The sequence below is a fragment of the Actinosynnema pretiosum genome, from assembly GCF_002354875.1.
Lineage (GTDB): Bacteria > Actinomycetota > Actinomycetes > Mycobacteriales > Pseudonocardiaceae > Actinosynnema > Actinosynnema auranticum.
In genome coordinates this window covers 6,128,459-6,142,932 of the sequence record NZ_CP023445.1, presented here as the reverse complement: position 1 = coordinate 6,142,932, position 14,474 = coordinate 6,128,459, and the positions used below count along the sequence as shown (strand labels likewise).

At 77.3% G+C, this 14,474-nt stretch carries 15 protein-coding genes; 8 read left to right on the top strand and 7 right to left on the bottom strand.

Annotated elements, in window-relative coordinates; all coding sequences use genetic code 11:
- The first annotated feature begins 28 nt into the window (after positions 1–28).
- Positions 29–1,828, top strand: coding sequence for a gamma-glutamyltransferase (ggt, locus tag CNX65_RS26040; RefSeq protein WP_198320557.1), 1,800 nt, complete (start codon positions 29–31; stop codon positions 1,826–1,828).
- Between the two features lie 102 nt (positions 1,829–1,930).
- Here the strand turns inward: ggt and CNX65_RS26035 are convergent, their stop codons facing one another.
- The 6 genes from CNX65_RS26035 to CNX65_RS26015 are packed head-to-tail and all read right to left on the bottom strand — an operon-like array spanning position 1,931 to position 6,050.
- Positions 1,931–2,476, bottom strand: coding sequence for a hypothetical protein (locus tag CNX65_RS26035; protein WP_096496113.1), 546 nt, complete (start codon positions 2,474–2,476; stop codon positions 1,931–1,933).
- Positions 2,473–2,622, bottom strand: a complete 150-nt coding sequence (locus CNX65_RS35760) for a hypothetical protein (protein ID WP_157767863.1) — start codon at positions 2,620–2,622, stop codon at positions 2,473–2,475. The genes CNX65_RS26035 and CNX65_RS35760 overlap by 4 nt, the downstream gene beginning before the upstream one ends.
- Before the next feature lie 42 nt (positions 2,623–2,664).
- Positions 2,665–3,858: a hypothetical protein gene (locus CNX65_RS26030; RefSeq protein WP_096496112.1), complete on the bottom strand. Its 1,194-nt coding sequence runs from the start codon at positions 3,856–3,858 to the stop codon at positions 2,665–2,667.
- Positions 3,855–4,283: an RNA polymerase sigma factor gene (locus tag CNX65_RS26025; RefSeq protein WP_096496111.1), complete on the bottom strand. Its 429-nt coding sequence runs from the start codon at positions 4,281–4,283 to the stop codon at positions 3,855–3,857. Before CNX65_RS26025 ends, CNX65_RS26030 begins: the two co-directional genes overlap by 4 nt.
- Entirely contained in the window at positions 4,261–5,478 is a 1,218-nt protein-coding gene (locus CNX65_RS26020; RefSeq protein ID WP_096496110.1) for a hypothetical protein, read from the bottom strand. The genes CNX65_RS26025 and CNX65_RS26020 overlap by 23 nt, the downstream gene beginning before the upstream one ends.
- A complete protein-coding gene (locus tag CNX65_RS26015) occupies positions 5,475–6,050 on the bottom strand; it encodes an RNA polymerase sigma factor (protein ID WP_096496109.1) in 576 nt (191 codons plus the stop codon). The genes CNX65_RS26020 and CNX65_RS26015 overlap by 4 nt, the downstream gene beginning before the upstream one ends.
- 176 nt (positions 6,051–6,226) lie before the next feature.
- On the opposite strand from CNX65_RS26015, the gene CNX65_RS38010 reads away from it, so the two are divergent.
- Entirely contained in the window at positions 6,227–6,361 is a 135-nt protein-coding gene (locus CNX65_RS38010) for a hypothetical protein (protein ID WP_015803934.1), read from the top strand.
- Positions 6,362–6,447: 86 nt separating this feature from the next.
- Here the strand turns inward: CNX65_RS38010 and CNX65_RS26010 are convergent, their stop codons facing one another.
- On the bottom strand, positions 6,448–6,906 hold the full coding sequence (locus tag CNX65_RS26010) for a hypothetical protein (protein ID WP_096496108.1): 459 nt from the start codon (positions 6,904–6,906) through the stop codon (positions 6,448–6,450).
- Positions 6,907–7,309: 403 nt separating this feature from the next.
- Between CNX65_RS26010 and def the strand changes: the two genes are divergently transcribed.
- From def to rpe, 6 genes are all read left to right on the top strand, one after another.
- Positions 7,310–7,855: a peptide deformylase gene (def, locus tag CNX65_RS26000; protein ID WP_096496106.1), complete on the top strand. Its 546-nt coding sequence runs from the start codon at positions 7,310–7,312 to the stop codon at positions 7,853–7,855.
- Position 7,856: 1 nt separating this feature from the next.
- A complete protein-coding gene (gene fmt / locus CNX65_RS25995) occupies positions 7,857–8,789 on the top strand; it encodes a methionyl-tRNA formyltransferase (protein WP_096496105.1) in 933 nt (310 codons plus the stop codon).
- Positions 8,786–10,222 carry an RsmB/NOP family class I SAM-dependent RNA methyltransferase gene (locus tag CNX65_RS25990; RefSeq protein WP_096496104.1) on the top strand — a complete coding sequence of 479 codons (1,437 nt, stop codon included), beginning with the start codon at positions 8,786–8,788 and terminating at the stop codon, positions 10,220–10,222. Before fmt ends, CNX65_RS25990 begins: the two co-directional genes overlap by 4 nt.
- 125 nt (positions 10,223–10,347) lie before the next feature.
- Positions 10,348–10,854, top strand: coding sequence for a flavoprotein (locus tag CNX65_RS25985; protein ID WP_096496103.1), 507 nt, complete (start codon positions 10,348–10,350; stop codon positions 10,852–10,854).
- Between the two features lie 106 nt (positions 10,855–10,960).
- Positions 10,961–13,069 carry a hypothetical protein gene (locus CNX65_RS38005; protein WP_096496102.1) on the top strand — a complete coding sequence of 703 codons (2,109 nt, stop codon included), beginning with the start codon at positions 10,961–10,963 and terminating at the stop codon, positions 13,067–13,069.
- Between the two features lie 655 nt (positions 13,070–13,724).
- Positions 13,725–14,375 (top strand): ribulose-phosphate 3-epimerase, encoded by a 651-nt coding sequence (rpe, locus tag CNX65_RS25975; protein ID WP_177154696.1) that lies wholly within the window; start codon positions 13,725–13,727, stop codon positions 14,373–14,375.
- The last annotated feature ends 99 nt before the right edge of the window (positions 14,376–14,474 follow it).

The window sequence follows — 14,474 nt, the reverse complement described above, 5'->3', positions numbered from 1 at the left end:
GCGGCCCCGCGTGCGGTACAAGGAGCAGATGATCCGGTCAGCTGTGGTCCTGCTCACCGCCGCCGCGCTCGTCGCGCCGGTCGCACCCGCGCACGCCGACCCGCTCCAGGCCGAGGGCGCCCGGCCGAGACCCGCCCCCAGGCAACCCGAGGCGGTCGGCCACGGGGGAGCGGTGTCCAGCGTCGACCCGGACGCCTCCCAGATCGGGATCGACGTGCTCGCCAGGGGCGGCAACGCGGTGGACGCCGCCGTCGCCACGGCCGCCGCGCTCGGCGTCACCGACCCGTTCTCGGCGGGCATCGGCGGCGGCGGGTTCTTCGTGGTCTACGACGCCCGCACCCGGAAGGTGTCGAGCATCGACGGCCGGGAGACCGCGCCCGCCTCGGCCGGGCCGGACCTGTTCGTGGAGGACGGGGCCCCGGTGCCGTTCGCCGAGGCCGTCACCAGCGGCCGGTCCGTCGGCACGCCCGGCACGCCGCTCACCTGGGAGCGGGCCCTGCAGCGCTGGGGCAGCCGCTCGCTGTCCCAGCTCCTCGAACCGGCCGAGTCGCTGGCCAGGCGCGGGTTCACCGTCGACGCCACCTTCAACCAGCAGGCGGCGAACAACGCGGCCCGGTTCGCCGACTTCACCTCCACCCGCGACCTGTTCCTGCCCGGAGGCGCGCCGCCCGCCGTGGGCAGCACGTTCCGCAACCCGCAGCTGGCCGACACCTACCGGGAGCTGCGCAGGCGCGGCACGGACGTGTTCTACCGGGGCGCGATCGGCCGGGACGTGGTCAGCGCGGTGCGCACGCCCCCGGTGGCGCCCGGCTCGACCAGGAACGTGCGGCCCGGCGACCTGACCGCGCGCGACCTGGCGACCTACGACGCGCCGCGCCGCGACGCGGTCAGCAGCACCTACCGGGGACTCGAGGTGCACGGCATGGCCCCGCCGTCGTCCGGCGGGACGACCGTGGGGGAGGCGCTGAACATCCTGGAGACCGGCAGGCTCTCCGGCGCGAGCCCGGCCCTGGTGGGGCACCGGGTGCTGGAGGCGTCCCGGCTGGCGTTCGCCGACCGGAACCGGTGGGTCGGCGACCCGGCGTTCGTGGACGTGCCGGTGTCCGGGCTGCTGTCCAAGCGGTTCGCGGCAGGCCGGGCCTGCCTGGTCGACGACGCGAAGGCGATGACCGGGGCCGTCGCGCCCGGCGACCCCCGCAACCCGGTGGCGTGCGCCTCGGGCGGGACCGCCGCGCCGACGCCGTACGAGGGCGAGCACACCACGCACCTGACCACCGCCGACCGGTGGGGCAACGTCGTCTCCTACACCCTGACCATCGAGCAGGAGGGAGGCTCGGGCATCGTCGTGCCGGGGCGCGGGTTCCTGCTCAACAACGAGCTGACCGACTTCTCCTTCACCCCCGCCGCGCCCGGAGTGCCCGACCCGAACCTGCCCGGCCCCGGCAAGCGGCCCCGCTCCTCGATGAGCCCGACCATCGTGCTCGACCACGGCAAGCCGGTGCTGGCGCTGGGCTCGCCGGGCGGGGCGTCGATCATCACCACCGTGCTGCACGTGCTGGTGCAGCGGCTGGACCGCCGGGTGCCGCTCGTGGAGGCGATCGCCTCGCCGCGCGCCTCCCAGCGCAACTCCGCGACCACCCAGGCCGAGGCGGCGTTCCTGGCCACGCCCGAGGCGCAGGCGCTGACCGCGCTCGGCCACCGGTTCACGTCCACCGCCGAGATCGGCGCGGTGACGGCCGTCGAGCGGCTGCCCGACGGCCGCTGGCGGGCCGCCGCCGAGACCGACCGGCGCGGCGGCGGCGCGGCCCGCGTGGTGCACCCGCGCTAGGACCACCACCGCCGTCCGCGCACCCCTCGGAGCGCGGACGGCGGGCGGGGGCCGCCCGACCCCCAGGCGCGGGCGGCCCCCTGGCGCGGCGCCCCGCAGGCGTCACCGCTCCCGGTCGGCCCGGCCGCGGTGCAGCTCCCGACCGCCCGCGCCCGGCGCCTCGGCCGTGAACACCTGCCCGCCGGGCTGCACCGCCGGGTCCGGGCAGCCGACGTCGCTCCCGCCGCCGACCTCGTTCGCGCGGCCGACCTCGTTCGCGCGGCCGGGCAGCGGGACGGGGAACAGCCCGTCGCGGGTCACCGGCTCCACCACGACCCCGGCCGCCGGGGTGGTCGCGGTGAGCTCGGCGTCCGCGATCCCGCGCTCGGTCAAGTCGCGGTCGGACGGCTCCTCGAACCGCACCTCCGCGGGCTGAGGGCGCCCGTCGTCGCGCACCGGGCCCGTGGCGGGCGTCGGCGTGGCCGGGCCGTCGTCCAGCGCGAACCGGCCGATCACCACCCCGCCCGCGACCGGCGCGACCACGGCGGCGGCGACCAGCGGCGCGATGCGCCGCGTCCCGCCACCACGCGCCCCGTCCAGCACCCGGTGGCGGAGCCGGTCGCGCACCTCGGGCGGCACGGCCTCGCGCGCGGGCAGCCGGTCGGTCACCACTCCTCCTCCGCTCGTCCCAGCCGCGCGCGGCCGATGTCGGACCTGACGCCGTTCCCGGTGGTTCCCACCGCGTTCTCCGCCCGCACCGGGGGGAGCCCACCGGGCAGGCACGGCTCGGCGGCCTCGCGGGAGGCGCGGGTCACCCGCCCTCGGCGCGCCGGTCGAGCAGCCCCGCCACCACCCGGTCAGCCCGTCGCCGCAGGCCCCTCGTGGAGCACCTCCCCGCCCGCGAGCACCCGCACCCGGTGACCGGTGAAGTCCGGCCGCTCCCCGGCGAGCTGGTCGGTGAACCTCGCCGCGAACCAGCCCCGCGCCAGCACGACCTCCGCCGCCGGGCGGCCCCGCGCGTCGGTCAGCTCCACGGCCGTCGCCCGCTCGTCCACCACACCGGTCAGGAACCAGGTGGTCGACCCCGGCGCGGAGTGCCCGCCCGACCGCGCGAACGCGGTCCGGCCCGCCTGCCCGCCCTCGGGGCGCAGGCGCGACCCGGTCTCCCAGCCCCAGGTCGGGCACTCCAGGACCGCGCCCGACCCGCCGCGCAGGACCACCACGTGGTCGCCGTCCTGCGCGGTGGTGGCCACGAGCGGTTGCCACCGCGCCGGATCGGGGCTGTCGGCCGCGCCGTCCAGCCACGCCCGGTAGACGCAGCGCGCCACGACCTGGTCGGCCTCGGCGCGCCTCTGCGACGTGAACACCTCGGTGCGCGTCGGGCGCGCGAACAGCTCCGGCGGGACCAGGGTGACCGTCGCGGGGCCGCCGTCGAAGGACAGCGCGACCTGCGTCCAGTGCTCCAGCTGGACGAAGAACGACCCGTTGTGCGACACGGCTCCCAGCTCGTTCGGCTCGCCCACCGCGAGCAGGGCCAGGTTGGTGGCCGAGGTGACCTCGCGGGCGCCGTCGGGCAGCTCGCCGACCAGCACGCCCGTCTCGGACACCCAGCGCAGCCGCAGGCCGCTCTCCACCCGCACCGGCCGGTCGGTCGGGGTCGAGCGGTGCACGCCGGTCGGGGCCAGCTCGCAGAACGAGTCCGCCGCCACGACCAGCCGCGACGGCGGCAGGGCGACCACGTACTCGGCCGAGGTGAGGCCGCAGGCGTCCAGCTCGTGGGCGGTCGGGGTGGAGACCGACGAGCGCGGTGAGCCCGCGGGCGTCGTCGGGGTGGTCGCCGTGGACGAGGTGGTGTCCACCCGAGGGGGTGGTTCGGCCGCGCCCTCGTCGCGGGTGACCTGGACGAGCGCGGCGCTGCCCAGGACGAGCGCGGCGACGGCCGCGGCGGCTGCCGGGACGCGGTGGCGGGTCCTCGGCAGGACCCGGCGGCGCAGTCGTTCGAGCACCTCGGGCGGCATGGGCCTGCGCGGGGGCAGCTGGTGGTCGCTCATCTCTCCTCCTCCGCCTGCCCCAGCCGCGCGCGGGCGCGGTCCACAGCGGACCGGACGTCGTTCTCGGTCGTGCCGAGGGCCTCGGCGGCCCTGGCCGGGTGCAGTTCGCCGAGCAGGCAGAGCTCGGCGGCCTCGCGGTCGGCTCGCGGCAGGTCGGCGAGCGCGGCAGGCGCCGCGGGGGCGCCGTCCTCCGCCGCCGGGCGGGGGAGGCGGGTGGTCAGGGCGAGCAGCCAGGGGAGCGCGCGGTCGCCCCGGAGGGCGGCCTCGGCGGTCCTGCGGCCCGCGGCCTGGAACGCCTGCGCGGTCAGGTCCTCGGCCAGCTCCCACGAGCCGGTGAGGCGGTAGGCGTGGTTCCAGACGTCCTCGGCGTGCCGGTCGAACAGCTCCGCCAGGCGGTTCCGGTCAGTTCGTCGTCGCGGGCCCATCGCGCAGCACCTCCTCCCCGGCGAGCACGCGCACCCGGTAGTCGGACCACGCCGCCGCGTCGGGCTGGTCGGTGAACCTCGCGGCGAACCAGCCGTTCTCCAGCACGACCTCCGCCGCCGGGCGGCCCTGGGCGTCGGTCAGCTCCACGGCGGTCACCCGCTCTCCCACGACGCCCGCCAGGTAGCGGGTCGACGAGCTCGCGCTGGCGTCCGAGCTGAGCACCTCGAAGTCCTCTCCGCCCAACGGCTTCGCCACGGCGTGAGGCCGCGGCTGCCAGTCGCGGGCGGGGCAGGCCAGGAACGAGCCGGAGCCGTCCCCCAGCACCAGCACGTGCTCCCCGGCGCCGGGCGCGGTGGCCACGACCGGCCGCCAGCGCGCCGGGTCGGTGAGCTGGCCGGTCAGCCAGGCCTGGTCGGCGCAGCGCCCGGCCGCCTCGTCCACGGCGGGGGGCTCGGGGACCGGGCCGGTGCGGCGCAGCGCGCCCACCTCGTCGCCGCTCGTCGACACGGGCGTCGTGTTGCCGTCGTCGAAGGTCAGCCGCAGGACCGGGAAGTCCAGCGTCCGCACGAAGAACACCCCGTCCCCGGAGACGGACGCCAGCGGGGTCGACTCGTCCGCGCCCACCGCGCGCGCCCCCCTGGCCGAGAGGAACGAGGCCCCGTTGTCGGACTTCACGCCGACGAACAGGCCGGGGCGCAGGAGCGCGATCCGCGCGCCGTTGAGCAGCACCGCGGCCCGCCGGTCCGGGGAGCGGTAGACGCCGGGCCCGGACAGCTCGCACAGCTCGTCGCCCACGACCAGCCGGGAGGACGGCAGGACCACGACCTGCCGCGCCGAGGTGAGCCCGCAGCGGAGCAGGTCCTCGGTGGTCGGGACGTCGCCCGTGAGGTAGGGCGCGCCCGACGTGGGCGGCGCCGACGTGGTGGGCGGGGGCGCGTCGGTGACGGTGGGCCGCACGGCCGGGCCCTCGTCCCGCGCGACCTCGGTGAGCACGACGCCGCCCAGGGCGAGCGCGGCGGCGGTGGCGGCGGCGGTCAGCGGGACCACGCGCGCGTTCCGGCCCAGTCCCCCCCTGCTCGGGACCCCCCTGTACGGGACCCCTCTGCCCCGGACCTCTCTGCCCAGGACGCGGCGGCGCAACCGCTCGCGCACCTCGGGCGGCATCGGGCGGCGCGGGGGCAGTTCGGCGGTCATCGGACCTCCTCCGCCCCGGCGCGCAGGCGGGCGCGGGCGCGGCTGATCCGGGAGCGCACGCTCACCTCGGCGACCCCGAGCAGCTCGGCGGCCTCGGCCGTGCCCAGCTCCCCGAGCAGGCACAGCTCGACGGCTTCCCGCTCGGCCTTCGGCATGGTCTCCAGCAGCGCGAGCACCCGCTTGAGCGAGCGCTCGCCGTCCACGGCGGACGCGACGTGCTCGGCGTGGTCCGGGACGACGCCGGGTGAGGGGACGCGCAGCAGCGCGCGGCGGAAGCGGCCGACGCGGCGGAACTCGGTGCGCGCCAGGTTGCCCGCGACGCTGTACAGCCACGGCAGGGCGCTGTCGCGCACGAGCGTCACCTCGGCGCGCTTGCGCCAGGCGGTGAGGAAGACCGAGGAGGTGAGGTCCTCGGCGAGCGCCCAGGAGGCGGTGAGCCGGTAGGCGTGGTTCCACACGGCTTCGGCGTGCCGCTCGAACAGCGCGGAGAACGCGGCCCGGTCACCCCGCTCCCACAGCTCGGCGTCCGATTCCAACGGCGGCGCCCCCTGTCTGCTTCCAGCAGCCATCATGGGAACAGGTAGCCGAAGCCGATCATGGCGTTGCAGTGGCGCGGGTCGCACCCCCTAGGGGACGGGGTACGACCGCGGTAGCACCCGGTTCGCAACCGGGAGGGGACGCGCGCTGATCCCGGCGCGGGGGAGCGTGGTGGTCGTCAGCCGCAGGCCCCGCTCCAGGAGGAGGCGCCATGAGCACCGCGACCACCCACCGACCGACCCGCGTCCCCAGGGCCGCCGACCTGCCCGCGCCGGTGCGGTTCCTGGCGCACTTCCTGGCCGCGCTGGCGAGCGTGGTGCTGCTGGGCGAGGCGGGGGACGACTAGCCCGCCGCCCACCCGACCCGGCTCAGGCGCCGCACCAGCGCCCGGTTGTCGCCGGGGGCCGCGGACATCCACTCGGCCCGGTGCCGCTACTGCCCGCGCCGCCGCCCCCGAGGCCGGGGAACCCGCCGATGGGCGACCCGTTGCCCGCCCCACCCGCGGAGAAGGCCCCACCACCCGCACCCTGCGGCAAGGTCGGCGCCGGGAAACCTGCCCCCACCGGGCGCAGCCGCCCAGGACGCCTGCGTGGTGCCACCCCCGTTGCCGCTGGGGGCGCGCCCGGCGGACACGGGCGTCCCGTTGGCCGTCGTGCGCCGGCGGGCCGCGATGTCCGGGGTGCTGGAGACGCCCCGGTCCTCGGTCACCGAGGGGATCGACGAGAAGGCCGGGATCGACGTGGCCGCCGCCTCCAGGGAGTTGTCGCGCTCCCGCACGACCGGGACGGCCTTCTGCTCGGCCTCCTCGGACTTCTCCTTGGCGGTCGGGAGGGCGGCGGGGGTCAGGGCGACCGTGAAGAGGGTGCAGGCGCCCGCAGCCTGCTTGATCATCTTCTCGGGCTCGCAGGGCGGGGGTCCGGCATGTCGTTCTTGGCGTGGCTCGCGGCGCTCACCTGGCTGTCCAGCGCCTTGCCGCTCTCGGCGTCCCGCTCACCGTGCAGGCGGTGGGCGCGAGCGCTCCGGTGATCAGCGCGATCAGGGGCGTCGTCGGCGGTCGAGTCCTCACCGGGGCAGGGCCCTGTTCATCGCGGTCCGGGTCGAGCGCCGGCTCCTTGGCCCCGTCAGCCCTGCTCACCGCCGTGAGCGCGGCCTGGAAGCCGCTCAGCCCCTGGCTCGGCGCGCCCGCCACCGCCCCTGCGACCGAGGCCGCCGGACCGACCGCCGTGCCGCCGGTGCCCCGCCCCGGCCCCCCTGCTCCTAGACTGGCCCTCCGCCCCTTCACGAGGAGTAGTGCGTGACCGTCCAACCCATCCGCCTGTTCGGCGACCCTGTCCTGCGGACCCCCGCGGTCGAGGTGACCGAGTTCGATGTCGAGTTGCGCAAGCTCGTCAAAGACCTCTGGGACACCATGAGCGACGCGGGTGGCGCCGGGCTGGCGGCTCCCCAGCTCGGCGTTGGGCTCCGGGTGTTCACCTACCACTGCGACGGGTTCGCCGGGCACATGGTCAACCCGACCTTCGACGTCGTCGGCGACGAGACGCAGGACGGGCCGGAGGGCTGCCTGTCCATCCCCGGCATGTCCTGGGACTGCGTGCGGCACCGCCAGGTCGTCGCGCGCGGCTGGAACATGCACGGCGATCCCATCGAGGTCGAGGGCACCGACCTGCTCGCCCGGTGCATCCAGCACGAGACCGACCACCTCGACGGCGTCGTCTTCGTCGACCGCCTCGACGAGGAGACCCGCAAGCGGGCCATGCGGGAGATCCGCCAGGAGTCCTGGTTCGGCGGCAACGTCCCGATCATCAAGCAGAGCCCGCACCCCCTGTTCGGAGGCAACTGACGTGCGCCTGGTGTTCGCGGGCACCCCGGAACCCGCCCTGCCCTCGCTGCGCGCCTTCCTGGAGTCCGACCGGCACGAGGTCGTCGCCGTCGTGACCCGGCCGGACGCCCCCACGGGCCGGGGCCGCAAGGTCGAGCGCTCGCCCGTCGCCGCGCTGGCCGACGAGCACGGCGTCGAGGTGCTCACCCCCGCCAAGGCGGGTGACCCGGACTTCCTCGCCCGGCTCACCGAGCTGGCCCCCGACCTGTGCCCGGTGGTCGCCTACGGCGCGCTGCTGCCCACCAAGGCACTCGCCATCCCCACCCACGGCTGGGTGAACCTGCACTTCTCCCTGCTGCCCGCCTGGCGCGGCGCGGCCCCGGTGCAGGCCGCGGTGCGGCACGGCGACGACATCACCGGAGCCTCCACCTTCCGCATCGTGAAGGAGCTCGACGCGGGCCCGGTGTTCGGCGTCGTCACCGAGCGCGTCGGCGAGCGCGACACCTCCGGCGACCTGCTGGGCCGCCTCGCCGAGTCCGGCGCGCGCCTGCTCCTGTCCACCGTCGACGGCATCGAGGACGGCACGCTGCGCGCCGTCGAGCAGTCCCCCGAGGGCGTCTCCCACGCGCCCAAGATCGGCGTGGACGACGCCCGCCTGGACTTCACCACCCCCGCCACCGCGCTCGACCGGCTGGCCCGCGCGGTCACCCCCGAGCCGGGCGCGTGGGCCGAGTTCCGGGGTGAGCGGCTCAAGCTGGGGCCCGTCACCCCGGTGGAGGACCCCGCGGAGCCGCTGGCCCCCGGACAGATCAAGGTCGAGCGCAAGCGCGTCCTCGTCGGCACCGCCACGCACCCCGTGCGGCTGGGCGAGGTGCAGGCGCAGGGCAAGAAGCGGATGGCCGCAACGGACTGGGCGCGCGGCGTCCGCATCGAGCCTGGAGAGCGCATCTCATGAACGGCAACACCTCGTCCCCCCGGTCGTCCCGGCCCTCCCGGCCGCGCCGCCCGCACCCGCCCAAGCGCAACCCCGGCCCCGAGCGCCCGCCGCAGGAGGACCCGGCCCGCCGGGCCGCGCTGGACACCCTGCGCGCCGTCACCAAGCGCGACGCCTACGCCAACCTGGTGCTGCCCGGCCTGCTGCGCGAGCGCCGCATCACCGGCCGCGACGCCGCCCTCGCCACCGAGCTGGCCTACGGCACGGCCCGCGCGCAGGGCCTGCTCGACGCGGTCCTCGCGGCCTGCTCGGACCGCCCGCTCGCCGAGATCGACGACGCCGTCCTGGACGCCCTGCGCCTGGGCGCCTACCAGCTGCTGCGCACCCGCGTGCCCGCGCACGCGGCCGTGGCCTCCACGGTCGACCTGGTGCGCGCCGACCGGGGCTCGGGCGCGGCGGGCTTCGCGAACGCCGTGCTGCGCCGGGTGACCGGCCAGGACGAGGCGGGCTGGATCGACGAGGTCGCCCCCGACGAGGAGAGCGACCCGATCGGCTACCTGGCCATGTCGACCGCGCACCCGCGCTGGGTCGCGCAGGCCTTCGCCGAGGCACTGGGCAGCCGGGGCGAGCCGCTGCGCGCCGCGCTGGCCGCCGACGACACCCGCCCGATCGTGCACCTGATCGCCCGACCGGGCGAGATCAGCGCGGACGAGCTGGCCGCCATCACCGGCGGCGACCTCGCCCCGTACTCGCCGTACGGCGTGCACCTGGCCGACGGCGGCGACCCGGCCGACCTGGACGTGGTGCGCGAGCGCCTGGCCGCCGTGCAGGACGAGGGCAGCCAGCTGTGCGCGCTCGCGCTCACCAGGGCCCCGCTGGAGGGCCCGGACGAGCGCTGGCTGGACCTGTGCGCCGGTCCCGGCGGCAAGGCCGCGCTGCTCGGCGCGCTGGCCGCGCTGTCGGACGCGACCCTGGACGCGGTCGAGAAGACCCCGCACCGCGCCGAGCTGATCCGCAAGGCCACCATCGGCCTTCCGGTGGACGTGCGCGTCGCGGACGGCCGCGACCCCGGCCTGGACGGCGGCTACGACCGCGTCCTGGTCGACGCCCCCTGCACGGGCCTGGGCGCGCTGCGCCGCCGCCCGGAGGCCCGGTGGCGCCGCCAGCCGTCCGACGTGGCGGGCCTGGCCAAGCTCCAGCGCGAGCTGCTCACCTCCGCGCTGGAGCTGGTGCGGCCCGGCGGCGTGGTGGCGTACGTGGTGTGCTCGCCGCACCTGGCCGAGACGGTCGGCGTGGTCGCCGAGGTGGCCCGCAAGACCGGGGCCGAGCGCCTGGACACCAGGGAGTTCTTCCCCGGCGTGCCGAACCTCGGCGACGGCCCGCAGGTGCAGCTGTGGCCGCACGAGCACGGCACCGACGCGATGTTCTGCGCGATCCTGCGCCGCCCGGCCTGACCCCGGCGCGACCGGGCTGAGCAGGTCGAACAGCTGAACCGGGCGCGTCGGGCGGGAACGCCCGACGCGCCCGGCCGCGTGCGCGGCAGGGCCACGAACGCAGGGGCACGAGCGAGGGGGAGCGGATGCGCGTCGGACCGGTGGTGCTGGGACTGGTCGCCTCGGCCGGGGGCGGGGTCGAGCGGGCGCTGGTCGAGCGGGTCGCCGCGCCCCTCGCCGCCAGGGGCTTCCGGCTCGCCGTCACGCTCACCCCCACCGCCGCCCGCTGGTTCGAGCACGCGAACGCCCTCCCCGCGCTCCAGGCGCTCACCGACCTGCCGGTGCGCTGGAACTCCCGCCTGCCCTCGGAACCCCGCCCGCACCCCGTGCCGGACGCCTTCCTGTTCGCCCCGGCCACCGCGAACTCGCTCGCCAAGCTCGCGCTCGGGATCGCCGACAACCAGGCCCTCACCGCGCTCGGCGAGGCCCTCGGCCGGGGAGTGCCGCTGGTCGTGCTGCCGCAGGCAGGCGACGACCAGCGCGCCCACCCGGCGTTCCCGCTCCACCTGGCCGCGCTGCGCGCCGCCGGAGTCCACCTCGCCGCCGAATATGACGACGCAGTGGCGGAAATAGTGTCCCGCACCGCTGATTGACAGCCGATCGGAAACCGATGCAGGCTTGATCGTGTCGAAATTGTGCGGGCGAGATCGTGAATGGGCGTCAGTCCTGCGGTTCCTGTCCGCGCCCGGCGGAATCCTGGTGCTCGACGGCCCGCCCTGGTTCGGCAAGGCCCGCGTCCTGGAGGCCGCCGTCGGCGCGGCCCGCGACCGCGGCTACACCCCGCTGCTCGCCAGGGCCCCCGGCGAGGTCGACCCGACCGCCCTGCGCGGCGCGCCCCGCCCGCTGCTCGCCCTGAACGACGCGCACGCCGACCCGCCCGCCCTGCTGCACCTGCTGCCCGTGCTGCGCGAGCCGAACGTGACCGGCCTGCTCGCCATGACCTCCTCCCTCGCGGGCGACGAGGTCCGCCGCGAGCTGGCGGGCGCCGACGTCGTCCCGCTCGGCCCGGTCGACCAGGACACCATGGAGCGGGCGCTGCGCGAGCTGCTCGAACTCCCGCCGCACCCCGACTTCACCGCGCTGGCCGCGACCGCGGGCGGCAACCCGAGGATGCTCGCCGAGCTGGTCGCCGGCCTGCGCGAGGAGGACCGGGTCGAGGTCCACGACGGCACGGCCCGGCCGGTGGAGGGCCCGCTGCCGCGCCGCGTCCGCGGCCTGATCGGCTCCAGGGTCGACGCGCTGCCGCCTGACGCGGCCAGGCTCCTGCGCGGCGCCTCGGCCCTCGGCGCGGGCTTCCGGCCGCACGACGCCGCCGCCGTCGCGGGCACCGGGGCCACCCCGGAGGCGGTGCGCGCGCTGATCGCCTCCGGCATCGTGCTGGAGCGGGGCGAGCGCCTGGAGTTCTGCTCGGAGCTGGTGCGGCGCGCCGTCGCCGAGGCCGTGCCCGCGCCCGCGCCGTGCCCACCGCCCGCCGCGCCGCACAGCGACACCGACCGGGCGCTGCTGCACCGCGTCCGCGCCCTGTCCGAGGACGGCCGCCTCGCCGAGGCCACCGGGCTGGCCACCTCGGGCCTGACCGGCGCGGCCCCGGACGTGGCCGCCCTGCTGCACGTCGAGCTGGCCGGGATCAGGTTCGCCGAGGGCGATGCGGTGGGCGCCGACCTCCAGGCGGCCAAGGCGTTCTCCACCCCTGGGGCCGAGCCGGGCACCCGCGCGCTCGCCGAGGCGCTGCGGCTGCTCGCCAACTACTTCACCGAGGGGCCGCTGGCGGGCGCGATGGCGCTGTCGGTGCTGTCCGCGCGGGGCCAGCAGACCGGCGACCCGGACGTGGTGATGGCGGCGTCGGTCCGCTCCTGCCTGGAGTGGGCGGCGGGCAACCTCGCGGAGAGCCTGTACTGGGGGCGCGAGGCCACCCGCTGGGAGCCGGGCGGGCCCACCACGTGGTGGCAGAACTACTGCAACGGGGCGTTCGCGCTCAAGCTGTCCGCGCTCGGCGAGTTCGCGCAGGCCGAGCGGCTGGTCCGGCCGGACGACCCGGCGCAGTCCTGGGAGACCCCGCCGGGCGCGCGGGCGCTGCGCCTGTTCGCCCGCGCGCGGGTGCAGCTCCAGTCGGGCAGGCTCCTCCAGGCCCAGGTGACCGGCGCGGCGAGCCTGGCGCTGGCCAGGCGCGGCGGCATCGAGCTGCTGATCCCCCTGCTCGGCGGGGTGCTGTCGACGGCGGCGCTGCTGCGCGGGGACCTGGCGGGCGCCGTCGAGCACGGCCGCCGCTGCCTGGAGGGCCCGTTCGCGCGCAGGCTGGCCGAGCTGCTCGGCCAGCCCGACTGGGTGCTGCTCCGGCTCGCCGAGGCCCAGGACGGGCCCGCGCGGGCGGCCGGGCTGGCGCGCGGGTGCGCGGCCAGGCCGGGCGCGCTGCGCCGGGTGCTGGTGGAGGAGTCCACGGCCGCGCCGTGGCTGGTGCGGGTGGCGCTGGCGGCGGGCGACGCGCAGCTGGCCGACCTCGTGGTCGACGCGGCGGCGGACCTGGCGGCGGCCAACCCCGGCACCGGCGTGCCCGCGGCGTCCGCCGCGCACGCCCGCGCCCTGCGCGACCGCGACCCGGTGGCCCTGCTGACCGCGACCACCGCCCACCGCCACCCGCTGGCCAGGGCCCTGGCCAGCGAGGACCTGGCCGAGCTGCGCGCCGGGCGCGGCGACGCGGCCGGGGCGGCGGAGCAGGCCGAGCGGGCGCTGCGCGGCTACGAGCGCATGGGCGCGGAGCGCGAGGCGGCCCGGCTGCGCACGCGGACCACGGGCGCCCAGCCGGTGTGAGCGCCCCGAGCGGGCGGAGGGGCGCGAGCGGGTGGACGGGCGCGAGCGGGTGGCGGGGTGGCGGCTGGCGTGTGGCTGGCAGGGCGGAGGTAGGGCGATCTGCCCGGCTGACGGGCGTGGGGAGAGCGGCCTGCGTGCGGCTGACGGGGCGTGGGGCGGGCGGCCTGCGTGCGGCTCACGGGGCGCGGGTAGGGCGATCTGCGTGCGGCTGACAGGGCGCGGGTAGGGCGACCGGCGTGCGGATGGCCGGGTGCGGGGGAGCGACCGGCGACCGTAGCGGCGGGCAGGACGCGGGAGGGTGGTCCCCGCGCGGCGGTCCACGCCACCGCTCACCGGAAGCCGACCGCAGCGCCGGCCCGCAGCGCCGGACCGAAGTGCCAGCCCGCAGCGCCGGACCGAAGTGCCGGACCGCAGCGGCGGACCGAAGCGGCAGCCGGTCCGCCCCGAGCACCCGCCCGCGCCGGCAGCTCGCCCCGCCCCCCGCACCCGGAAGCTCGCCCCGCCCCGCGCCCGGCCCGGTGAGACCCGCCACCAAACCCCGCCCCCGAACCCCCGGAGCCCCAGGTCACCGCCCCGCGATCCCCCGACCGGGCCATCCGCCGCGCACCCCGCGGGCCCGCGAACCCTAGACTCGACCACCGTGGTCCACCAGCCGATGATCGCCCCCAGCATCCTGTCCGCCGACTTCGCGCGCCTGGCGGACGAGGCCGCCGCCGTCTCCGGCGCCGACTGGCTGCACGTCGACGTCATGGACGCGCACTTCGTGCCGAACCTGACCCTCGGCCTCCCGGTGGTGAAGTCGCTGCGCAAGGCCACCGACATCCCCCTCGACTGCCACCTCATGATCGAGGACCCGGACCGCTGGGCGATCGGCTACGCCGAGGCGGGCGCCCACAACGTCACCGTGCACGCCGAGGCCGCCGCCGACCCGGTCAAGCTCGCCAAGGACCTGCGCGCCGCCGGGTCCAAGGCCGGCCTGTCCATCAAGCCCGGCACCAGCCTCGACTCGGTCGTCGACGTGCTCAAGCACTACGACACCCTCCTGGTGATGTCCGTCGAGCCCGGCTTCGGCGGCCAGAGCTTCATGCCCGAGGTGCTCGACAAGGTCCGCACCGCCCGGAACCTGGTCGACACCGGCCACCTCAAGCTGGTCATCGAGATCGACGGCGGCATCAACGCCGACACCATCGCGCAGGCCGCCGAGGCGGGCGTCGACTGCTTCGTCGCGGGCTCGGCCGTCTACGACGCCGCCGACCCGGCGAAGGCCCTCGAATCGCTGCGCGGCCTGGCCGCCGGAGCCCGGTGACACCCCGAATCCCGCCCGGCGGTGCGCGGGCCGAACCGGCCTCCGCTCCGCCTACCCTGGCAGGCGTGCCCGCCACCGCGCGGGTCGAAGGCCGCTGAG